The sequence below is a fragment of the Hydrogenophaga sp. UC242_53 genome, assembly GCF_042696965.1.
GTDB lineage: Bacteria > Pseudomonadota > Gammaproteobacteria > Burkholderiales > Burkholderiaceae_C > Hydrogenophaga.
The window spans coordinates 2395489-2416065 of the sequence record NZ_CP170552.1; the positions used below are offsets into that span (position 1 = coordinate 2395489).

Sequence of the window (20577 nt, forward strand, 5' to 3'; positions counted from 1 at the left end):
AAGTGGCCTTTGCGGTCGATGCGCGCCGGCAGGCGGCGCGGCTGGACGATCAGTTGCGGGTCTGGTCCACCAGCTTGTTCTTGGCGATCCAGGGCATCATGGCGCGCAGCTGGGCACCCACCACTTCGATGCTGTGGTCGGCGGTGTTGCGGCGGCGAGCCGTCATCGACGGGTAGTTCAGGCGGCCTTCCTGAATGAACATCTTGGCGTAGTCGCCGTTCTGGATGCGCTTGAGCGCGTTGCGCATCGCCACGCGCGACTGCTCGTTGATCACTTCCGGACCGGTCACGTACTCGCCATATTCGGCGTTGTTCGAGATCGAGTAGTTCATGTTGGCGATGCCGCCTTCGTAGATCAGGTCCACGATGAGCTTGAGCTCGTGCAGGCATTCGAAGTAGGCCATCTCGGGCGCGTAGCCGGCTTCGACCAGGGTTTCGTAGCCCATCTTGATCAGCTCGACGGCACCGCCGCACAGCACGGCCTGTTCACCGAACAGGTCGGTCTCGGTCTCTTCCTTGAAGTTGGTCTCGATGATGCCGGCCTTGCCGCCACCGTTGGCCATGGCGTAGCTCAGCGCCAGATCACGCGCCTTGCCGCTCTTGTCCTGGTGCACAGCCACGAGGTGAGGCACGCCGCCACCCTGGGTGTAGGTGTTGCGCACGGTGTGGCCGGGGGCCTTTGGCGCCACCATCCACACGTCCAGATCCGCGCGGGGCACGACCTGGTTGTAGTGCACGTTGAAACCGTGGGCGAAGGCCAGCGAGCCGCCTTGCTTGATGTTGGGTTCGACGTTGTTCTTGTAGACCTCGCCGATCTGCTCGTCGGGCAGAAGGATCATGACCACGTCGGCGGCCTTGACCGCCTCGTTCACTTCCAGGACGTTCAGGCCGGCCTTGCCGACCTTGTCCCAGGAAGCACCGCCCTTGCGCAGGCCAACCACGACCTTCACGCCGCTGTCGTTGAGGTTCTGTGCGTGTGCGTGGCCCTGGCTGCCGTAGCCGATGATGGCCACGGTCTTGCCCTTGATCAGGGACAGGTCACAGTCTTTGTCGTAGAAAACTTTCATGCTTTGCTCCAATGGATTTGATGGGTTGTGCCGTTCTTCGCGAGCCTGTCGAAGGGCTCTCGGTACCCCGGCCCGCCACAAAGGCGGGCCCGGGCTTCGACAGGCTCAGCGCGAACGGGCAAATGGCTGAGCCCCGAAACAGTCAGACGCGCAGGATTCTCTCACCCCGGCCGATGCCGCTGGCGCCCGTGCGCACGGTCTCCAGAATGGACGAGCGATCGATCGCCTCCAGGAAGGCGTCGTTCTTGCCCTGGTCGCCGGTGAGTTCGATGGTGTAGCTCTTCTCGGTCACATCGATGATGCGGCCGCGGAAGATGTCGGCCATGCGCTTCATTTCCTCGCGCTCCTTGCCCACCGCGCGGACCTTCACCATCATGAGCTCGCGCTCGGTGTAGGCCCCCTCGGTGAGGTCGACCACCTTGACGACCTCGATGAGGCGGTTCAGGTGCTTGGTGATTTGCTCGATGACGTCGTCCGACCCTGTGGTCTGGATCGTCATGCGCGAGAGGCTGGGGTCCTCGGTGGGCGCCACCGTGAGCGATTCGATGTTGTAGCCACGGGCCGAGAACAGGCCCACCACGCGCGAGAGGGCGCCGGGTTCGTTTTCCAGCAGGACAGCGATGATGTGTTTCATGTGCGATTCCTCTTTTCGCCGCCCTCCCCTGCGCACGGTAATGCGCAGGCTTGGCGGACAATAGATTCGTCTGAGGGGATGAAGCGGCGAAGGCTTTTCGCCGCCTCGCTTCGGGGATTACAGGTCTTCGGAACCCAGCAGCATCTCGGTGATGCCCTTGCCGGCCTGAACCATCGGGAACACGTTCTCGGTGGGGTCGGTGCGGAAGTCCATGAAGACCGTGCGGTCCTTGAGCTTGCGCGCTTCGCGCAACGCCGGTTCGACGTCCTCGGGACGCTCGATCAGCATGCCCACGTGGCCATAGGCCTCGGCAAGCTTGACGAAGTTCGGCAACGCGTCCATGTAGCTGTGGCTGTAGCGACCTTCATAGTCGATCTCCTGCCACTGCCGGACCATGCCCAGGTAGCGGTTGTTCAAGGCCACGACCTTGATGGGCGTGTTGTACTGCAGGCAGGTGGACAGCTCCTGGATGCACATCTGCACCGAGCCTTCACCCGTCACGCAGAACACCTCGCTGTCGGGCTTGGCCAGCTTGATGCCCATGGCATAGGGAATGCCCACACCCATGGTGCCCAGGCCACCGGAGTTGATCCAGCGGCGCGGCTCGTCGAAGCGATAGTACTGGGCCGCCCACATCTGGTGCTGCCCCACGTCCGACGTGATGTAGGTGTCGGCATCCTTGGTCATGTTCCACAGCGTTTCCAGCACGTACTGCGGCTTGATCACGTCCTTGTTGCCACGGTCGTACTTCAGGCAGTCGCGCGAACGCCAAGCCTCGATGGTCTTCCACCACTCGGCCAGGGCCTTGTCATCGGGCCGCGCGGTGCTCTCGCGCACCATACTGATCAGCTCGGTCAGCACGTCCTTGACGTCGCCCACGATGGGAATGTCGACCTTGACGCGCTTGGAGATGCTCGACGGGTCGATGTCGATGTGGATGATCTTGCGTTCGTTCTGCGCGAAGTGCTTGGGGTTGCCGATCACGCGGTCGTCGAAACGTGCCCCCACGGCCAGCAGCACGTCGCAGTTCTGCATGGCGTTGTTGGCCTCGATCGTGCCGTGCATGCCCAGCATGCCCAGGAACTTGCGGTCGGAAGCCGGGTAGGCGCCCAGGCCCATCAGCGTGTTGGTGACCGGGTAGCCCAGCATGTCCACCAGCGTGCGCAGCTCGTTGGTGGCGTTGCCCAGCAGCACGCCGCCACCGGTGTAGATGTAGGGCCGCTTGGCCGTCATCAGCAGTTGCAGCGCCTTGCGGATCTGGCCGCCATGGCCCTTGCGCACCGGGTTGTAGGAACGCATCTCCACCGAGTCGGGGTAGCCGTTGTAGGGCACCTTGTTGAAGGACACGTCCTTCGGGATGTCCACCACCACCGGGCCGGGCCGGCCGCTGCGGGCGATGTGGAAGGCCTTCTTCATGACCATCGCCATGTCGCGCGCGTCCTTGACCAGGAAGTTGTGCTTGACGATGGGGCGGGTGATGCCCACGGTGTCGCACTCCTGGAAGGCGTCCAGGCCGATCGCAGCGGTGGGCACCTGACCGGTCACGATGACCATGGGAATGCTGTCCATGTAGGCCGTGGCGATGCCCGTGATGGCATTGGTCACGCCCGGCCCGGAGGTGACCAGGGCCACGCCCACGTCACCGGTGGCGCGCGCGTAGCCGTCGGCCGCGTGCACGGCGGCCTGCTCATGGCGCACCAGCACATGCTGGATCGTGTTCTGCTTGTAGAAAGCGTCGTAGATGTGCAGCACAGCACCGCCGGGGTAGCCCCAGACGTACTTCACACCTTCGGCCTGGAGGGCCTTGATGAGGATTTCTGCGCCGCGGAGGTCTTGAGGGGCTGCGCCTTTGGCGGCGGCAGCCGAGGCCAGTTCGGCCTTGCTGATTTCCATGATGAACCTTTCGAGAATTTCTCTGACGAAAAACCTTGGGTGCCTCTTGACTCACTCTTGTGGAGCGGTTTCGAGACTTGAGACCAATGGCCATGAGCGGGCACATACCCCGCCGGACCCTGATCCGTTTGCCTTGTTTTGAATTGCAGCCGGCATTATCGCACCGCAACAAGGTTTTTCCAGCCGGGGCGTCGGAAGCTACCCCAAAAAGGCGCCCGCATGTGCCGCAATGCGACAATTCCCGTCTTCCTTGCCGCCTTCGCGCCCGCCGCCTGCCTCATGCCCGCTTCCCCGCCTGCCTCGACCACGCCCCCTTCCAGCGCCGAACCCAACCTGATGGCGCCCTCGCTGCGCCGCCGCATGGCCTGCTGGCTGTATGAGGGCATGCTGATGTTCGGCGTCGTGTTCCTCGCCGGTTACCTGTTTTCCACGCTCACCCAAACCCGGCACGCTCTGGACAACCGGCATGCCCAGCAGGCTTTCCTGTTCGTGGTGTTCGGCATCTACTTCGCCTGGTTCTGGGCCAAGGGCCAGACGCTGGCCATGAAGACCTGGCACATCCGCGTCGTGGACCGCCATGGGCGCGCGCTCACCCAGGCTCGCGCCCTGCTGCGCTACCTGTTGTCCTGGCTGTGGTTGCTGCCACCGCTGGCGGTCTCTGGCCTCATGGGCTTGCCTGGGGGCGAGTTGGCGGTGCTGCTGTGCGGCTGGATCGTCGTCTGGGCCCTGCTCTCGCGCTTCCATCCGCAGCGCCAGTTTCTGCACGATGCGCTCGCCGGCACCCGCCTCGTGCGCCAGGCCCCGCCCCCAACACCGCCACGTGCCAAGCGCTGAAAACCAGTCTCCAATGAACAACCAAGAACCCGTTGACGCCCAGAAGCGCCGCACCGGCCTCACGCGCATGGCTCATGCGTTCCGCTATTCCCTGGCCGGCCTGCGCGCCGGCTGGGGCGAAACGGCTTTTCGCCAGGAAGCCCTGGCCGCCCTGGTGATGATTCCCGCAGCGTTCTGGCTCGGCCGAAACTGGGTCGAGACGGCCCTGCTCGCCGCCTCGGTGTTGCTGGTGATGGTGGTCGAACTCCTCAACACCGGCATCGAAACCGCCATTGACCGCATCGGTCCCGAATGGCACGACCTGTCCAAACGCGCCAAGGACATGGGCAGCGCGGCGGTGCTGCTGAGCCTGCTGCTGTGCGCCGGCATCTGGATCGCCGCCCTGTGGACCCGCTGGGCCTGACCATTTTTTCCTCACCCTCATGACTTCTCCCACCTTCTCCCTCTGCGTCTACTGCGGCTCGCGCCCCGGCGCGCACCCAGCCTTCACCGACACCGCCCGCGCCGTGGGCGAATGGATCGGCAGCCGGGGCGGCCAACTCGTCTACGGGGGTGGCCGCAACGGCCTGATGGGCGTGGTCGCCGAAGCCACGCTCGCCGCCGGGGGCCGCGTGGTGGGCATCATCCCGAAGGCCCTGGTGGAAAAGGAATGGGCGCACCACGGCTGCACCGAGCTGCACGTGGTGGACACCATGCACGAGCGCAAGCGCATGATGGCCGAACGCGCCGATGCCTTCGTGGCTCTGCCGGGTGGCATCGGTACCTTCGAGGAGTTCTTCGAGGTCTGGACCTGGCGCCAGCTGGGTTACCACGACAAGCCCGTGGGCCTGCTCAACGTGGGTGGCTACTACGACGGCCTGGAAACCTTTTTGCGCACCGGCGTCGAGCAGCAGTTCATGAACGCCTGGCAGATGGACCTGATCCGCGTGGGCCGCGATCCGGCCAGCCTGCTGCCTGAACTGGTGCAGTCCGCCGGGCTGGCGCCCGAGCCGCGCATCGAGGCCATCTGAGCCTCGCGGAACCGGGTCTCAGACCGCGGTTTCGTCCTCTTCGCCGGTGCGGATGCGCACCACGCGCTCGACCGAGGTCACGAAGATCTTGCCGTCACCGATCTTGCCGGTGCGGGCGGCGCGGATGATCGCGTCCACACAGCGATCGACGTCGTCGGTCTTGACCACGACTTCCACCTTGACCTTGGGCAGGAAGTCCACCACGTACTCGGCACCGCGGTAGAGCTCGGTGTGGCCCTTCTGCCGGCCAAATCCTTTCACCTCGGTCACGGTCAAGCCGGTCACGCCCTGCTCGGCCAGGGCCTCGCGCACTTCCTCGAGCTTGAACGGTTTGATGACGGCGGTGATTTGTTTCATTCGGAGGCTCCGGGGGCGTTGCGGGAAAAGCTTGTCTGCATTTCATTATGCCCAACGCATCGCGCAACGTTCGTACACTGCGGGCTCAACCCTTCTCGCGCCACCATGTCCGCACACGCCCTGCCCCGACACGTTCCCCTCACCGTGGCCTACCGGGGAGGCCATCCCGAGAACGTCCACCACGGCTCCATGGCGGTGGTGGATGCGCAGGGCAGGCTGCTGGCGGCCGTGGGCGACGTGGCGTCCCCGATGTTCACGCGCTCTTCGCTCAAGCCATTCCAGGCCATGCCCTTGATCGCCCAGGCCGCGGAGCGCTACCGGCTGAGCGACACCGACATTGCGCTGCTCTGCGCCAGCCACAGCGGCGAATCCCTGCACGTCGACGGTGTCGCCGCGCTGCTGGGCAAGCTGGGCGCAGACGAATCGGCGCTGGCCTGCGGCACCCACGTGCCCTTCTTCTTCGGGGCCACGGGCGCCACGCCGGCACCGGGCGCGCGCTTCACCCGGCTGCACCACAACTGCTCGGGCAAGCACACCGGCATGCTGTTGCTCGCCCACGCGCTCGGCGCCTCGTCCGGCAACTACCTTGACATCGACCACCCGGTGCAACAGCAGATTGCGGCCAGCGTGAGCCATTTTTCCGGCGTGCCCGTCGACCAACTGGTGCGCGGCACCGATGGCTGCAGCGCGCCCAACTACGCCCTGCCCTTGCGCTCGCTGGCGCACGCGTTTGCCCGCCTGACGCTGGCCGAGCCCGACCCGATCTATCGCCAGGCACCACAGCGCATCGCCCGCGCCATGAGCCGCCACCCCGAACGCGTGAGCGGGCAAGGCCGCAACGACCTGGCCCTGATGCAGGCAGGCCGCGGCGACTGGGTGAGCAAGGTCGGCGCCGACGGCGTTCAGGCCTTGGCGAGTTTCAGCCGCGGCATCGGCATCGCCGCCAAAGTCGGCGATGGTCAGTTGGCCCCGTTGATGGTGGCCTTCGTGTCGGCCCTGGAACAACTCGGCTGGCTCGACGAATCCAGCCGGGCCGCCCTCGCCAGCCTGATTCCCCCGCCATTGAAGAACGCGGCGGGCATCGAGGTGGGTGAGATGCGCGCGGTGCTGGCGCTGCGCAGCGTTTAAGCGCGGTACTTGCTGGTGATCGGGTAGCGCCAGTCCTTGCCGAAGCTGCGGTGGGTCACGCGGATGCCCACGGGTGCCTGGCGGCGCTTGTATTCGTTGATGCGGATCAGGCGCACCACCTTGTCCACGTCGGCCCGCTCGAAGCCGGCGGCCACGATGCTCTCGGGGCTCTGGTCGTTCTCCATGTAGCGCTCGATGATCGCGTCCAGGACCGGGTATTCCGGCAGGCTGTCCTGGTCCTTCTGATCGGGTCGCAGCTCGGCGCTGGGTGGGCGCGTGATGATGCGTTCCGGGATCGGGTTCGCACCCGTGCCGTAGGGATCGTGCGCGTTGCGCCAGCGGGCCAGCTTGAAGACCATGGTTTTGCGCAGCGTCCTTGATGACGGCAAAACCGCCGGCCATGTCGCCATACAGCGTGCAATAGCCCGTGGCGATCTCGCTCTTGTTGCCGGTGGTCAGCACGATGCTGCCGAACTTGTTGGACAAGGCCATGAGCAGGGTGCCGCGGATGCGCGCCTGCAGGTTCTCTTCCGTCGTGTCTTCGGACAGGCCGGCGAACTCGCTGGCCAGGCTGGCCTTGAAGGCTTCGAACTGGGGCGCAATGGCGATCTCGTCGTAGCGCACGCCCATGCGCGCAGCCATGTCGCGCGCATCGATCCAGGAAATGTCGGCCGTGTACGGCGACGGCATCATCACCGTGCGCACACGGTCCTTGCCCAGCGCGTCGACCGCGATGGCCAGCACCAGCGCCGAGTCGATGCCGCCCGACAGGCCCAGGATGGCGCCTGGGAATCCGTTCTTGCCCAGGTAGTCGCGCACGCCCAGCACCAGCGCATGCCACAGGTCGGCCTCCGGGCTGTGGGCGCGGTCGGTCTCGGCGGTGATCTGCCAGCCAGCTCCATCCCGCGTGAAGGCCACATCGAACAGCGTCTCCTCGAAGCTCACCGCGCGACCAGCCAGGGCGCCGTCGGCACCGAGCACGAAGCTGCGCCCCTCGAAGACGATCTCGTCCTGTCCGCCCACCAGGTGCGCGTAGACCAGCGGCAGACCGGTGGAGCGCACCCGCTCGCGCATGGTGGCTTCGCGCTCGCCGCCCTTGCCGGCATGGAACGGCGAAGCATTGATGACGGCCAGCAGGTCGGCGCCGGCGGCCCGGGCGTCGGCGGCAGGGGCGTCGAACCAGGCGTCTTCACAGATCAGCAGGCCCACGCGCACGCCTTCCACCTCGATCACGCAGGGCGCGTGGCCCGGCACGAAGTAGCGGCGCTCATCGAACACCTGGTAGTTGGGCAGCTCGCGCTTGGCGTAGGTGTGGGTCACCAGGCCCTCGCGCAACACGCTCGCCGCGTTGTGCAGGTAAGCCACGGCCACGCTGCGTTCGCGCCGTTCGATCGTGGCCCCAGGCGCCCGCGCCGGATGTCCCACCACGATGTGCAGGCCTTTGAGGTGGGTCGTCCCGGCCGCGATGACTTTGAGGGCATCATCACACGCATCGATGAACGCCGGCCGCAGGAAAAGGTCCTCGGCCGCGTAACCGCAGAGGGCCAACTCGGGCGTGAGCAGCAGGCGCGCGCCACGGGCATGGGCCTGGGTGGCGGCGTCGACGATTTTCCGGGCGTTGCCCACCATGTCGCCCACCACGAAGTTGAGCTGGGCCACGCAAATGGAGAGAGTCATGGGGTCTGGAAACCTTGCTGGAGAGACCGCGAAAACGCGGTGGGCGGGAGCCGTGTTTGTCTGAAATCGATTATGTCACCCGGGTCTTTGCCTCGCCGCAGGCGATCGATGCCGGCGCCTGGAACGCGTTGCTGGACAACGAGCCCGACCCCAGCCCCTTCATGCGCCATGAGTACCTGTCGGCGCTGCACGAAAGCGGCAGCGCGCGAGAGGCCACCGGCTGGCAAGCCCAGTTCGTGACGCTGTGGCGCGGCGATGTGCTGCACGCGGCCTGCCCGATGTACCTGAAGAGCCACTCCTACGGCGAGTACGTGTTCGACTGGGCCTGGGCCAATGCATACGCTCAGCATGGGCTGGACTACTACCCCAAGGCACTGGTGGCCGTGCCGTTCACCCCGGTGCCGGGCGCGCGCCTGCTGGCCCGCGACCCGGCCTCGCGCGCGGCGCTGGTAGAGGCCTTGATCGCGCACACCCGAGAGGAACAGCTGTCGTCGCTGCACCTGCTCTTCGCGCAACCCCACGACATCGACGCGTGCCATGCCGCCGGCCTGATGCTCAGGCACACCGTCCAGTTCCATTGGAGCAATCAGGATGCGAGGGGCCAGCCCTTTGACGATTTCGAACATTTCCTGGCCAGCCTGCAGCAGGAAAAACGCAAGAAAATCCGGCAGGAGCGGCGCAAGGTGGCCGATGCGGGCGTGCGCTTCCGCTGGTCGCGCGGCGCCGACATTTCGGAGGCCGACTGGGACTTCTTCTACCGCTGCTACGAGCGCACCTACCTCGAGCACGGCAACGCGCCCTACCTGAGCCGGGATTTTTTCCGCCGCATGGCGACCACCATGCCGCAACACTGGCTGCTGTTCATCGCCGAACGCGAAGGCCGGCCCATGGCCTGCAGCCTGATCGGCATCGACGACCACACCCGCGTGGCCTACGGGCGCTACTGGGGTGCACTGGAGCGCGTGGACTGCCTGCACTTCGAGGCCTGCTACTACCAGCCATTGGCCTGGTGCATGTCACACGGCTTCGTCCGTTTTGAAGGGGGCGCCCAGGGCGAACACAAGATGGCGCGCGCCCTGCTGCCGGTGAAGACGACCAGCGCCCACTGGCTGGCACATCCCGCGTTCGCGGACGCGGTGGAACGCTTCCTGGAACGCGAAGGCCAGGGGATCGGGGAGTACCTCGATCACCTGGCCCTGCGAAATCCGCTCAAGGCAGCGCCTTGAGCCTGGGTTGATCAGGCCTGCTTGGCCTTGTTGTAGTTCGCGATACCGTCCAGGATTTCCTGGTGGGCGGCGTCCTTGCCTTCCCAGCCGATCACCTTCACCCACTTGCCGGGCTCCAGGTCCTTGTAGTGCTCGAAGAAGTGCTGGATGGTGTTCAGGCGCATCGGGTTCAGGTCTTCGGGCTTCTGCCACTGGGTGTAGATCGACAGGATCTTGTCGGTCGGCACGGCCAGCACCTTGCCGTCTTCGCCGGCCTCGTCCTGCATCTTCAGGATGCCGATCGCGCGGCAGGGCACGACCACACCGGGAATGAGGGGCACGGGCGTGATCACGAGCACGTCGACCGGGTCGCCATCGCCAGAGATCGTCTGCGGCACATAACCGTAGTTGGTCGGGTAGTGCATGGCCGTGCTCATGAAGCGGTCCACGAAGATCGCGCCGGTTTCCTTGTCCACCTCGTACTTGATCGGGTCGGCGTTCATCGGGATCTCGATGATCACGTTGAACGATTCGGGAACGTTTTTGCCTGGGGTGACGTTGTCAAGGGACATGTTGATAAGGTCGTGGTTTGAAAAGGGGCTTTTCGGTCCGGCAGGCCTGCCGGCGAACAAAGGCGCGCCCGGATTCGGCCCGGCGCGCCTAGGATTTACCCTGATTTTACCGACTCCAGGCTGACAAACCTGGCCACAAGGAGCGGCGAAGTGGCATTTCCCCGCTAAATTCAAGGGGTTCGCCAATCGCCCTGTTTCAACGCTGTGCAACGCAGCGCAAACCGGCAGCGAGGAAGCAACGCAGCGGGGGCAGCCCCGGAGGCGTTGCCCCCTCCAAGTCGAAACAAGCAGGAGTAATTCTCATGGTTGGACAATCTGCGCTGATCTTTGCGTTGGTCTGCGGGCTGGTGGCCGTCATCTACGGCTTCTGGTCCCGCAGCTGGATTCTTTCTCAGGACGCGGGCAACGCCCGCATGCAGGAAATCGCCGGGGCCATTCAGACCGGCGCCGCGGCCTACCTCGCGCGGCAGTACAAGACGATCGGCATCGTCGGGGTGGTGCTGGCGATCCTCATCGGCGTCTTCCTCGACGGCCCCACCGCCATCGGCTTCGTGCTCGGTGCCGTGCTCTCGGGCGCCTGCGGCTTCATCGGCATGAACATCTCGGTGCGCGCCAACGTGCGCACCGCGCAAGCGGCCACCAAGGGCATCGGCCCGGCGCTGGACGTGGCCTTCCGCGGCGGCGCCATCACCGGCATGCTGGTCGTGGGCCTGGGCCTGCTGGGCGTGTCCGGCTTCTTCTGGTTCCTGGTCGGCAACGGCAACCTCACGCCAGCGGCCGATCTGGCCAAGCTGCTGAACCCGCTGATCGGCTTTGCCTTCGGCTCCTCGCTGATCTCCATCTTCGCGCGCCTGGGCGGCGGCATCTTCACCAAAGGTGCCGACGTGGGCGCCGATCTGGTGGGCAAGGTCGAGGCTGGCATTCCGGAAGACGACCCGCGCAACCCGGCGGTGATCGCCGACAACGTGGGCGACAACGTGGGCGACTGCGCCGGCATGGCAGCCGACCTGTTCGAGACCTACGCGGTCACGCTGATCGCCACCATGGTGCTGGGCGCCCTCATGGTCGCGGCCGCGCCCATGCAGGCCGTGCTCTATCCGCTGGTGCTCGGTGGCGTATCCATCCTGGCGTCCATCGTCGGCTGCTTCTTCGTGAAGGCCAGCCCGGGCATGAAGAACGTGATGCCCGCGCTGTACAAGGGCCTGGCGATCGCAGGCGTGCTCTCGCTGATCGCCTTCTGGTTCGTCACCGCCTGGATCATGCCGGACAACGCCATCACCGCCACAGGCAGCCAGCTGCGCCTCTTCGGTGCCTGCGCCGTGGGCCTGGTGCTGACCGCCGCGCTGGTCTGGATCACCGAGTTCTACACCGGCACGCAGTACTCGCCGGTCAAGCACATCGCGCAAGCCTCGACCACCGGCCACGGCACCAACATCATTGCCGGCCTGGGCGTGTCCATGCGCTCCACCGCCTGGCCGGTGCTGTTCGTCTGCGTCGGCATCGTGGCCTCCTACACGCTGGCGGGCCTGTACGGCATCGCCATCGCCGCCACCGCCATGCTGAGCATGGCCGGCATCGTGGTCGCGCTGGACGCGTACGGTCCCATCACCGACAACGCCGGCGGCATCGCCGAAATGGCCGAGCTGCCCAGCAGCGTGCGCGACATCACCGACCCGCTGGACGCGGTGGGCAACACCACCAAGGCCGTGACCAAGGGCTACGCCATCGGCTCCGCCGGCCTGGCCGCGCTGGTGCTTTTCGCCGACTACACCCACAAGCTGGAAACCTACGGCCACCAGATCAAGTTCGACCTGAGCGACCCGATGGTGATCATCGGCCTGTTCATCGGCGGCATGATCCCCTACCTCTTCGGTGCCATGGCGATGGAGGCCGTGGGCCGTGCCGCCGGTTCGGTGGTTGTGGAGGTGCGCCGGCAGTTCAAGGAGATCCCCGGCATCATGGAAGGCACGGCCAAGCCCGAGTACGGCAAGGCGGTCGACATGTTGACCACGGCGGCCATCAAGGAGATGGTGATCCCCTCGCTGCTGCCGGTGGTGGTCCCCATCCTGGTGGGCGTGTTCCTGGGCCCGAAAGCGCTGGGCGGCCTGCTGATGGGCACCATCGTCACCGGCCTGTTCGTGGCCATCTCCATGTGCACCGGCGGTGGGGCCTGGGACAACGCCAAGAAGTACATCGAAGACGGCCACCATGGCGGCAAGGGCAGCGAGGCGCACAAGGCCGCCGTGACCGGCGACACCGTGGGCGACCCCTACAAGGACACGGCAGGCCCTGCCGTCAACCCGCTGATCAAGATCATCAACATCGTGGCGCTGCTGATCGTGCCGCTGCTGCCGCTGGCGGCCTGATCCCGTTCTCGAAGGTTCAAAGGGCCCGCTTCGGCGGGCCTTTTTTCTGGGCCGCCCCCGCCAGTAGGCGGACCACCGCGCTGGCACTGGGGGTGAGGCGATCGAGCTGGGCCGCCTCGCCCCGCTCGATCGCTTGCAGCACCAGCTCCTGGATGCCGCCCACGGCCGCCACCGCCATGGTGGGCGTGAGCACCTCACGCTCGGCGTTGATGGTCTCGAGCATGAAGTCGGCCAGGTGCTGCATCACCTCGCGGCGCACCAGGGCACCGGCTGGCCCGAGATGGTGGATTTCCACGAACAGCATGCGGATCAGCTGCGGCCCGCTGGCCAGGTGCGCCAGGTACGCACCCAAGGCATGTTCGACCTGGTCCTGCCAGGGGCGTTCGGGCTGCACGGCCTCGCGCAGGGTGCGCAGCGCGGAGGCGCTGGCCGCCCGGTACAGCTCGAGAAAGCAGGCGTCCTTGTCCGCGAAATGCTCGTAGAACGTGCGTTTGGACACCCCCGCCTCGGCCACCACGGCCGCGATCGACGTGGCCGCCAGACCCTGGGCCGCAGCGACCGTGGCGATGGCTTGCAGCAGGCGACCACGGTGTTCGTTCGGCACGGTGGCGTCGGCGCTGCGGGTGTTTTTCGGCTTCATGGACGGGCATCTTAGGGCCTGCACCCCATTCTTCTCCGCTTGACAGGGCGAATCGAAACACGCACCATCACGACTTGGTACGACACGGTACCAATCCGTTTTTCCACCCACGCCCCACCATGACCGAACTCGTTGTCCGCCGCCTGCTGATCGATCTGGAACAACCCGTGGCCCGCCACTGGTGCGGCGGCGACGCCTTTCTGACCGCGTGGTTCAACGCGCTGTCGATGAGCTTTCCCATCGGCGAGCAGTTCTTCATCGACTCGGTGCGCAACGGCTTCAAGGCCCTGCCGCCCGAGCGCCAAGCCGAGCTGCAAGCCGAAGTCCAGGGTTTCGTGGGCCAGGAAGCCACCCACCGGCGCATCCACGCGCTGTTCAACGCGCAGATCGAGAAACACGGCCTGGTGAACGACTGGGAACCCCGCGCACGTGACCGCCTCCAACTGCTGGAGGGCACGGACCCGCGCCACGGCCTGGCCATCACCGCCGCCAACGAACATTTCACCGCCCTCTTCGCCGAGTGGATGCTGTCTCACCCCCAACTGCTGGACGGCAGCGAGCCGCGATTGAAAACCCTTTGGCTCTGGCACAGCGCCGAAGAGGCCGAGCACAAGTGCACCGCTTTCGACCTGTACCAGGCACTGGGCGGCAGCCACACCTGGCGCACGACCTGGATGCGCCGCATCACGCTGGTCTTTCTCACCGACACCTTGCGCCAGACGGTGAACAACCTCAGGCGCGATGGCACGCTCTGGCGCTGGAGCACGTGGCGCAGCGCCGCCCGCCACATGCTTGGCCGCGACGGCCTGCTGCGCCAGACCTTCAAGCCCTGGCGCGCCTACTTCCGCCGCGACTTCCACCCGGATCAGCAGTCCAGCGAGCTCTCCGCCCAATGGCTGCGCGACAACGCCACGCAATACACCCGGGTGGGCCGCGCCGAGCCGGCCTGACCCGGCCCGCTCAGGCGGAAATGCCCTCGCGGCAACACCGGTACCCCCGGGTGTTCCCGTGCGGTCCGGCGGTCACTCGCCCATAATCGGCCCATGTCCGAACGCGTCATTCCCCTGATCGACCAGCGCCTGGTCTCCGTGGCCGCGCGCGTCCCTCAGGTCGGCACGGCCCCGACCGGCCTGCTCGGCGACGCGCTGGGCCGCCCGCTGCGCGATCTGCGCATCAGCGTGACCGACCGTTGCAACTTCCGCTGCAGCTATTGCATGCCGAAGGACATCTTCGACAAGGACTACCCCTACCTGCCGCACAGCTCGCTGCTGACCTTCGAGGAAATCACGCGCGTGGCGCGCCAGTTCGTCGCGCACGGGGTGCAGAAGATCCGCCTCACCGGCGGCGAGCCGCTGCTGCGCAAGAACCTCGAAATCCTGATCGAACAGCTGGCCGCGCTGCGCACGGTGGAAGGCCAGCCGCTGGACATCACGCTGACCACCAACGGCTCGCTGCTCGCGCGCAAGGCGCACGCCCTCAAGGCCGCCGGCCTGCAACGTGTCACGGTCAGCCTGGACGGCCTGGACGACACCATCTTCCGCGCCATGAACGACGTGGACTTCCCCGTGGCCGATGTGCTCGACGGCATTGCCGCAGCGCAGGCCGCGGGACTGGGCCCGATCAAGGTCAACATGGTGGTCAAGCGCGGCACCAACGACCACGAGATCCTGCCCATGGCGCGCCACTTCAAGGGCACGGGCATCGTGCTGCGCTTCATCGAGTACATGGACGTGGGCGCCACCAACGGCTGGCGCATGGACGAGGTGCTGCCCAGCGCGGAGGTGGTGCAACGCATCCACCGCGAACTGCCGCTGGTGCAACTCGGCGCATCGGCCCCCGGCGAAACCGCCGAGCGCTGGGCCTATGCCGACGGCTCGGGCGAGATCGGCGTGATCAGCAGCGTGACGCAGGCCTTCTGCAGCGACTGCAACCGCGCCCGTCTGTCCACCGAAGGCCAGCTCTACCTCTGCCTCTTCGCCAGCCAGGGCCACGACCTGCGCCACCTGATCCGCGGCGATGCCACCGACGAGCAGCTCGCCAGCGCGATCGCGGCGATCTGGCAAGGCCGCAGCGACCGGTACTCCGAACTGCGCGCCAGCCTTCCGCCCGAAGCCGGTGCAGGCGCACGTCGCGTCGAGATGAGCTACATCGGCGGTTAAGCAAAACAGATGATCCATTCCCATCAAATCACGGGCCTCGTGCTCGCCGGCGGCCGCGGCTCGCGCATGGGCGGCGTCGACAAGGGCCTGCAGAACTTCAACGGCACGCCGCTGGCGCTGCACGCCTTGCTGCGCCTGCAGATGCAGGAAGGCGGGCTGGTCGGCGGTCAGATGGTCAACGCCAACCGCAATCTGGCGGCCTACGAGGCCTTCGGCGTGCCGGTGTGGCCCGACACCCTGGACGGCTACGCGGGTCCCCTGGCCGGCTTCATGACCGGCCTGGAGCGCTGCGAAACGCCCTACCTGCTCACGGTGCCCTGCGACACGCCCCTCTTCCCGCTCGACCTCGCCCAGCGGCTGGCTCAGGCGTTCGAAGACGAGACCACCGAAATCGCCATGGCCGGCGCCCTGGAGGAAGACGGCCAGTTGCGGCCCCAGCCGGTGTTCTGCCTCATTCGGGTGGAGCTCATGGAAAGCCTGCTGGTCTTCACCCAGGCCGGCGGGCGCAAGATCGACCGCTGGACCGACCAGCACCGCACGGTGATCGTGCCCTTCGACCGGCCGGGCGACGACCCCAAGGCCTTCTTCAACACCAACACCCTGGCCGAACTGCACGCCCTCGAAAAGGGCTGAGCGCTCGGCCCTCCGTTCGTTTGTCCATGAAATCCATCGAGCAGATCGCGGCCGAATTGCAGGGCTACGACCCGCAGGCCATCAGCGCCGAACGCGTCAACGACTTCCTCGCCCGCCTGGTCGAGCCGGTCACCGCCACCGAAGACCTGGGCGTGTTCGACGCGCTGGGCCGCGTGCTGGCGCAGGACGTGGTCTCGCCCATCAGCGTGCCGCCGCACGACAACTCCGCCATGGACGGCTTCGCCTTCGACAGCGGGCAGCTGCGCCCGGGCGAGCCGCTGGGCCTGCGCGTGACGGGCACGGCCTTCGCGGGCAAGGCCTGGGCCGGCACCGTGGGCGCGGGCGAGTGCCTGAAGATCATGACGGGCGCCATCATGCCGCCCGGGCTGGACACCGTGGTGCCGCTCGAATTCGTGAAAGCAGAAGGTGATCGCGTCGTGGTGCCACCCAACGTGGTGAGCGCGGGCGACAACCGCCGCCTGCTGGGCGAAGACCTCATGGCCGGCGAAGCCGCTCTGCACCAAGGCCAGACACTCGGCCCGGCGGCGCTGGGCCTGCTGGCCAGCCTGGGCCTGCCCACCGTGAAGGTGTTCCGCCGCGTGAAGGTGGCGTACTTCTCCACCGGCGACGAGATCCTGAGCCTGGGCGAAACGCCGCGCGAAGGCGCGGTGTACGACAGCAACCGCTACACCATCTTCGGCCTGCTCACGCGCCTGGGCGTGGAGGTGGTCGACATGGGCGTGGTGCGCGACGAGCCCGCCGAGCTGGAAGCGGCCTTCCGCACCGCCGCCCTCAAGGCCGACGCCATCATCACCAGCGGTGGTGTGAGCATGGGCGAGGCCGACCACACCAAGGCCATGATGAAGCAGCTCGGCGACGTGGCCTTCTGGCGCATCGCGATGCGCCCGGGCCGCCCCATGGCGGTGGGCCGCATCGACGAGGCCGGCAAGAGCGCCGTGCTGTTCGGGCTGCCAGGCAACCCGGTGGCGGTGATGGTCACCTTCCTGGCCTTCGTGCGCCCGGCCCTGCAGCGCCTTATGGGCGCTTCACCCAGCGAACCCGTGCTGCTGCAAGCCCACAGCGGCGAAGCCCTGCGCAAGAAGCCGGGCCGCACCGAGTACCAGCGCGGCATCGTCACCCGCACGCCCGACGGCGCGCTCAGCGTGCGCACCACGGGCAACCAGGGTTCGGGCGTGCTCAGCTCGATGGTGGAGGCCAACGGCCTGATCGTGCTGCACCACCGCCAGGGCAACGTGGCCGCGGGCGACCCGGTGGACGTGATGATGTTCGACGGCGCGATCTGACCCGGCTCACTTGGCCGGGATGGCGGCGTCCGCGTGGCCGCCCTCGTGCTGCGCGGCCTTCGCCTTCGAATGGGACTTGTCGCGCGAGAGCAGCGTGTACATGGTGGGCACCACGAAGATGGTCAGCAGCGTGCCCACGCTCATGCCGCCCACGATCACCCAGCCGATCTGCTGCCGGCTCTCGGCCCCCGCGCCAGATGCCAGCGCCAGCGGAATGGCGCCCAGCACCATGGCGCCCGTGGTCATCAGGATGGGCCGCAGGCGCAGCGCGGCCGACTGTCTGACGGCCTCGAACTTCTCCAGGCCCTGGTCGCGCAGCTGGTTGGAGAACTCCACGATCAAAATGCCGTGCTTGGTGATCAGCCCCACCAGCGTGATGAGCCCGATCTGGCTGAACACGTTGATGGTGCCGCCCGTCAGCTTGAGCGCCAGCAGCGCGCCCATCATGGACAGCGGCACGCTGAGCATGATGATGAACGGATCGACAAAGCTCTCGAACTGCGCCGCGAGCACGAGGTAGATGAACAGCAGCGAGAGCGCGAAGACGATGGCCAGCGAGCCCGAGGCGTTGCGGAACTCGCGGCTCTGGCCGTTCAGGTCGGTGGTGTAGCCGGCGGGCAGCACCTCGCGCGCGGTCTTGTCCATGAACTGCAGGGCCTCGCCCAGCGAGTAGTCGGGCGCCAGGTTGGCGGTGAGGGACGCGCTGCGGCGCTGGCCGAAGTGGTTGAGCTCGCGCGGCACCACCACCTCGCTGATCTTGACCAGCGAGGCCAGGGGAATCATGGCGTCGTTGCGGCCGCGCACGAACAGGCGGTCGATGTCCTCGGGCGTGCTGCGGTTGCCCGAGACGGTCTGTACCACCACGTCGTACTGTTCACCGTCGCGCTTGTAGCGCGTGACGATGCGGCCGCCCAGCATGGTCTCGACGGTGCGCGCGATGGCATCCACGTTCACACCCATGTCGGCCGCGCGCTCGCGGTCCACGTCCATGCGGATCTCGGGCTTGTTCAGGCGCAGGTCGGTGTCGATCTGCACCAGGCCCGGGTTCTTGCTCAGCTCGTCCTGGAAGCGGCGCACGGTTTGCGCCAGGTTCTCGTAGCTGTCGGAGGTGACGATCACGTAGTTGATCGGGCGCTCGCGAAAGCCCTGCCCGAGCGAGGGCGGCGTGATGGGAAAGGCGCTGATGCCCGGCAGCGACGCCAGGCGCGGCGTGATCTCGCGCGCGATGCGCTGCGTGGAGCGCTCGCGCTCTTCCCAGGGCAGCGCGCGCATGAACACCACGCCCTGCGCCACCGAGGGGTTGCCCACGTTGACGAAGATGCGGTCGAATTCGGGGTAGTCCTGGGCGATGTTCTCGATCGCCTCCGCGTACTTGCGGGTGTAGGCCAGCGTGGCGCCATCCGGGCCGTTGATGTTGGCCAGGATCACGCCGCGGTCCTCGATCGGCGCGAGCTCCTGGCGCATGGTCTGCAGCATCCACGCGCTGGCCAGCGCGCTGCCGGCCATGACCGCCACCACCAGCCAGCGAACCCGCAGCGAGGCGCCCAGCACCCGGCTGAAGCCGCGCGTGACCGCATTGAGCACGCGCTCCATGCCGCGGTCGAACCGGCCCGGGTTGGGGTTGTGCCGCAGCAGCTTGGAGCACAGCATGGGCGAAAGCGTGAGCGCCACGAAGCCGGAAACCACCACCGCCCCGGCCAGCGCCAGCGCGAACTCGGCGAACAGACGGCCGGTGCGGCCGGGCGTGAAGGCCAGCGGCGCATACACCGCCGCCAGCGTGAGCGTCATCGCCACGATGGCAAAGCCGATTTCGCGCGCGCCCTGGATCGCCGCGTCGAAGGGCTTCATGCCCTCCTCGATGTGCCGGTAGATGTTCTCCAGCATCACGATGGCGTCGTCCACCACCAGGCCGATGGCCAGCACCAGGGCCAGCAGCGTGAGCGTGTTGATGGAGAAACCGAACATCGCCATCAGCGCGAACGCGCCGATCAGGCTGACCGGGATGGTCATGAGCGGAATGATCGAGGCGCGCAGCGTGCGCAGGAACACGAAGATGACCAGCGCCACCAGCACCACGGCTTCGGCGATGGTGGTGTAGACCGCCTTGATCGAGCGGTCGATGAAGACCGAGTTGTCGTTGGCGATGTCCACGTTCACGCCGGCGGGCAGGTCCTGCTTGACCTTCTCCAGCATCTGCCGCACGGCGGCCGAGAGCTCCAGCGGGTTGGCGGTCGCCTGCCGGATCACGCCGAGCGAGACCGCGTCGCGGCCATTGAGCCGCACCGAGGTGCGTTCGTCCTGCGGCGCCTGCACCACGCGCGCGACGTCGGCGATGCGGATGGTCTGGCCGTTGACGTTGCGGATCGCCACCGCCGAAAACTGCTCGGGCGTCTGCAGGTCGGTGGCGGCGGTCACGTTGAACTCGCGCAGCGTGCTCTCGATGCGGCCGGCCGGCACTTCCAGGTTGGAGCGGCGCAGGGCGTCTTCCACGTCCTGCACGGTCAGCGCGTAGGCGGCCAGGCGGTCCGGGTCCATCCAGATGCGCATGGAATAGCGGCGCTCGCCGTACACGCGCACCTCGGCCGCGCCGGGCGCCGTTTGCAGCACGGGCTTGGCCAGGCGGTTGGCGAAATCGCTGAGCTGCAGCGCGCTGTGGGTGTCGGAGGTAAGGGCCAGCCAGATCACGGGCGAGGCGTCGGCCTCCACCTTGGCGATCACCGGCTCGTCCACGTCCTGCGGCAGACGCTGGCGCACGCGGCTGACCTTGTCGCGCACATCGGCGGCGGCCGAGTCGGGGTCGCGCTCGAGCTTGAAGCGCACCGTGATCTGGCTCTGTTCCTGGCGGCTGATCGAGGTGATCACGTCCAGCCCCTCGATGCCCGCGAGCGAGTCTTCCAGCGGCTTGGTGACCTGCGACTCGATCACCTCGCTGGACGCCCCGCCGAAGCGCGTGGAGACCGTGACGGTGGGCTCATCGATCTTGGGGTACTCGCGCACCGTCAGGCCGTTGAACGACACGATGCCCACCAGCAGGATGAGCAGGGACAGCACCGAGGCGAACACCGGGCGCCGGATCGAGATCTCAGGCAGTTGCATGCG

The 20577-nt window shown here is 66.8% G+C and carries 17 protein-coding genes and 1 pseudogene; 10 read left to right on the forward strand and 8 right to left on the reverse strand.

Going from position 1 to position 20577, the window contains the following annotated elements:
- Positions 1 to 49: 49 nt before the first annotated feature.
- From ilvC to ACFJI0_RS12010, 3 genes are all read right to left on the reverse strand, one after another.
- Complete coding sequence (gene ilvC, locus ACFJI0_RS12000) at positions 50 to 1066, reverse strand: ketol-acid reductoisomerase (protein WP_291118923.1); 1017 nt, start codon at positions 1064 to 1066, stop codon at positions 50 to 52.
- Between the two features lie 142 nt (positions 1067 to 1208).
- Positions 1209 to 1700: an acetolactate synthase small subunit gene (gene ilvN, locus ACFJI0_RS12005; RefSeq protein ID WP_291118919.1), complete on the reverse strand. Its 492-nt coding sequence runs from the start codon at positions 1698 to 1700 to the stop codon at positions 1209 to 1211.
- Between the two features lie 117 nt (positions 1701 to 1817).
- The gene (locus tag ACFJI0_RS12010) at positions 1818 to 3593 is read right to left on the reverse strand and encodes an acetolactate synthase 3 catalytic subunit (protein ID WP_291118916.1); all 1776 of its coding nucleotides are present in this window, start codon (positions 3591 to 3593) and stop codon (positions 1818 to 1820) included.
- Between the two features lie 279 nt (positions 3594 to 3872).
- On the opposite strand from ACFJI0_RS12010, the gene ACFJI0_RS12015 reads away from it, so the two are divergent.
- The 3 genes from ACFJI0_RS12015 to ACFJI0_RS12025 are packed head-to-tail and all read left to right on the forward strand — an operon-like array spanning position 3873 to position 5437.
- Positions 3873 to 4427 carry an RDD family protein gene (locus ACFJI0_RS12015; RefSeq protein ID WP_382325140.1) on the forward strand — a complete coding sequence of 185 codons (555 nt, stop codon included), beginning with the start codon at positions 3873 to 3875 and terminating at the stop codon, positions 4425 to 4427.
- Positions 4428 to 4440: 13 nt separating this feature from the next.
- Positions 4441 to 4830: a diacylglycerol kinase gene (locus ACFJI0_RS12020; protein WP_382157461.1), complete on the forward strand. Its 390-nt coding sequence runs from the start codon at positions 4441 to 4443 to the stop codon at positions 4828 to 4830.
- Between the two features lie 19 nt (positions 4831 to 4849).
- Entirely contained in the window at positions 4850 to 5437 is a 588-nt protein-coding gene (locus tag ACFJI0_RS12025; RefSeq protein WP_382325142.1) for a TIGR00730 family Rossman fold protein, read from the forward strand.
- Between the two features lie 18 nt (positions 5438 to 5455).
- On the opposite strand, the gene ACFJI0_RS12030 is transcribed toward ACFJI0_RS12025, so the two are convergent.
- A complete protein-coding gene (locus tag ACFJI0_RS12030; protein ID WP_066265986.1) occupies positions 5456 to 5794 on the reverse strand; it encodes a P-II family nitrogen regulator in 339 nt (112 codons plus the stop codon).
- A gap of 105 nt (positions 5795 to 5899) precedes the next feature.
- Between ACFJI0_RS12030 and ACFJI0_RS12035 the strand changes: the two genes are divergently transcribed.
- Positions 5900 to 6922 (forward strand): asparaginase, encoded by a 1023-nt coding sequence (locus tag ACFJI0_RS12035; RefSeq protein WP_382325144.1) that lies wholly within the window; start codon positions 5900 to 5902, stop codon positions 6920 to 6922.
- Here ACFJI0_RS12035 and ACFJI0_RS12040 read toward each other — a convergent pair.
- Positions 6919 to 8599: pseudogene (locus tag ACFJI0_RS12040) on the reverse strand (NAD+ synthase). The gene ACFJI0_RS12035 and the pseudogene ACFJI0_RS12040 overlap by 4 nt on opposite strands.
- A 56-nt stretch (positions 8600 to 8655) precedes the next feature.
- On the opposite strand from ACFJI0_RS12040, the gene ACFJI0_RS12045 reads away from it, so the two are divergent.
- Positions 8656 to 9825 carry a GNAT family N-acetyltransferase gene (locus tag ACFJI0_RS12045; protein ID WP_382325146.1) on the forward strand — a complete coding sequence of 390 codons (1170 nt, stop codon included), beginning with the start codon at positions 8656 to 8658 and terminating at the stop codon, positions 9823 to 9825.
- An 11-nt stretch (positions 9826 to 9836) separates the two neighbouring features.
- Here the strand turns inward: ACFJI0_RS12045 and ppa are convergent, their stop codons facing one another.
- Positions 9837 to 10376 (reverse strand): inorganic diphosphatase, encoded by a 540-nt coding sequence (ppa, locus tag ACFJI0_RS12050; protein ID WP_382157451.1) that lies wholly within the window; start codon positions 10374 to 10376, stop codon positions 9837 to 9839.
- 302 nt (positions 10377 to 10678) lie between these two features.
- Here ppa and ACFJI0_RS12055 point away from each other — a divergent pair, with 302 nt between their 5' ends.
- Positions 10679 to 12742 (forward strand): sodium-translocating pyrophosphatase, encoded by a 2064-nt coding sequence (locus tag ACFJI0_RS12055; protein ID WP_382325148.1) that lies wholly within the window; start codon positions 10679 to 10681, stop codon positions 12740 to 12742.
- Between the two features lie 16 nt (positions 12743 to 12758).
- Here the strand turns inward: ACFJI0_RS12055 and ACFJI0_RS12060 are convergent, their stop codons facing one another.
- On the reverse strand, positions 12759 to 13382 hold the full coding sequence (locus tag ACFJI0_RS12060) for a TetR/AcrR family transcriptional regulator (protein ID WP_382325150.1): 624 nt from the start codon (positions 13380 to 13382) through the stop codon (positions 12759 to 12761).
- 119 nt (positions 13383 to 13501) lie between these two features.
- On the opposite strand from ACFJI0_RS12060, the gene ACFJI0_RS12065 reads away from it, so the two are divergent.
- From ACFJI0_RS12065 to glp, 4 genes are all read left to right on the forward strand, one after another.
- Complete coding sequence (locus tag ACFJI0_RS12065) at positions 13502 to 14332, forward strand: metal-dependent hydrolase (RefSeq protein WP_382325152.1); 831 nt, start codon at positions 13502 to 13504, stop codon at positions 14330 to 14332.
- Between the two features lie 93 nt (positions 14333 to 14425).
- Positions 14426 to 15541, forward strand: coding sequence for a GTP 3',8-cyclase MoaA (gene moaA, locus ACFJI0_RS12070; protein WP_382325154.1), 1116 nt, complete (start codon positions 14426 to 14428; stop codon positions 15539 to 15541).
- 9 nt (positions 15542 to 15550) lie between these two features.
- Complete coding sequence (gene mobA, locus ACFJI0_RS12075) at positions 15551 to 16174, forward strand: molybdenum cofactor guanylyltransferase MobA (RefSeq protein ID WP_291118881.1); 624 nt, start codon at positions 15551 to 15553, stop codon at positions 16172 to 16174.
- A gap of 26 nt (positions 16175 to 16200) precedes the next feature.
- On the forward strand, positions 16201 to 17478 hold the full coding sequence (gene glp / locus ACFJI0_RS12080; RefSeq protein WP_382325156.1) for a gephyrin-like molybdotransferase Glp: 1278 nt from the start codon (positions 16201 to 16203) through the stop codon (positions 17476 to 17478).
- Between the two features lie 6 nt (positions 17479 to 17484).
- On the opposite strand, the gene ACFJI0_RS12085 is transcribed toward glp, so the two are convergent.
- Positions 17485 to 20574 (reverse strand): efflux RND transporter permease subunit, encoded by a 3090-nt coding sequence (locus ACFJI0_RS12085; protein ID WP_382325158.1) that lies wholly within the window; start codon positions 20572 to 20574, stop codon positions 17485 to 17487.
- Between the last annotated feature and the right edge of the window lie 3 nt (positions 20575 to 20577).

Bases quoted from the DNA above. Each gene is read 5' to 3' on its own strand.
- ACFJI0_RS12030 (WP_066265986.1), bottom strand. From the start codon at position 5,794: ATGAAACAAATCACCGCCGTCATCAAACCGTTCAAGCTCGAGGAAGTG.
- ACFJI0_RS12065 (WP_382325152.1), top strand. From the start codon at position 13,502: ATGACCGAACTCGTTGTCCGCCGCCTGCTGATCGATCTGGAACAACCC.
- ACFJI0_RS12085 (WP_382325158.1), bottom strand. From the start codon at position 20,574: ATGCAACTGCCTGAGATCTCGATCCGGCGCCCGGTGTTCGCCTCGGTG.
- ppa (WP_382157451.1), bottom strand. From the start codon at position 10,376: ATGTCCCTTGACAACGTCACCCCAGGCAAAAACGTTCCCGAATCGTTC.
- glp (WP_382325156.1), top strand. From the start codon at position 16,201: ATGAAATCCATCGAGCAGATCGCGGCCGAATTGCAGGGCTACGACCCG.
- ilvN (WP_291118919.1), bottom strand. From the start codon at position 1,700: ATGAAACACATCATCGCTGTCCTGCTGGAAAACGAACCCGGCGCCCTC.
- ACFJI0_RS12025 (WP_382325142.1), top strand. From the start codon at position 4,850: ATGACTTCTCCCACCTTCTCCCTCTGCGTCTACTGCGGCTCGCGCCCC.
- mobA (WP_291118881.1), top strand. From the start codon at position 15,551: ATGATCCATTCCCATCAAATCACGGGCCTCGTGCTCGCCGGCGGCCGC.
- ilvC (WP_291118923.1), bottom strand. From the start codon at position 1,066: ATGAAAGTTTTCTACGACAAAGACTGTGACCTGTCCCTGATCAAGGGC.
- ACFJI0_RS12020 (WP_382157461.1), top strand. From the start codon at position 4,441: ATGAACAACCAAGAACCCGTTGACGCCCAGAAGCGCCGCACCGGCCTC.
- ACFJI0_RS12055 (WP_382325148.1), top strand. From the start codon at position 10,679: ATGGTTGGACAATCTGCGCTGATCTTTGCGTTGGTCTGCGGGCTGGTG.
- ACFJI0_RS12010 (WP_291118916.1), bottom strand. From the start codon at position 3,593: ATGGAAATCAGCAAGGCCGAACTGGCCTCGGCTGCCGCCGCCAAAGGC.
- ACFJI0_RS12035 (WP_382325144.1), top strand. From the start codon at position 5,900: ATGTCCGCACACGCCCTGCCCCGACACGTTCCCCTCACCGTGGCCTAC.
- ACFJI0_RS12060 (WP_382325150.1), bottom strand. From the start codon at position 13,382: ATGAAGCCGAAAAACACCCGCAGCGCCGACGCCACCGTGCCGAACGAA.
- ACFJI0_RS12015 (WP_382325140.1), top strand. From the start codon at position 3,873: ATGCCCGCTTCCCCGCCTGCCTCGACCACGCCCCCTTCCAGCGCCGAA.
- moaA (WP_382325154.1), top strand. From the start codon at position 14,426: ATGTCCGAACGCGTCATTCCCCTGATCGACCAGCGCCTGGTCTCCGTG.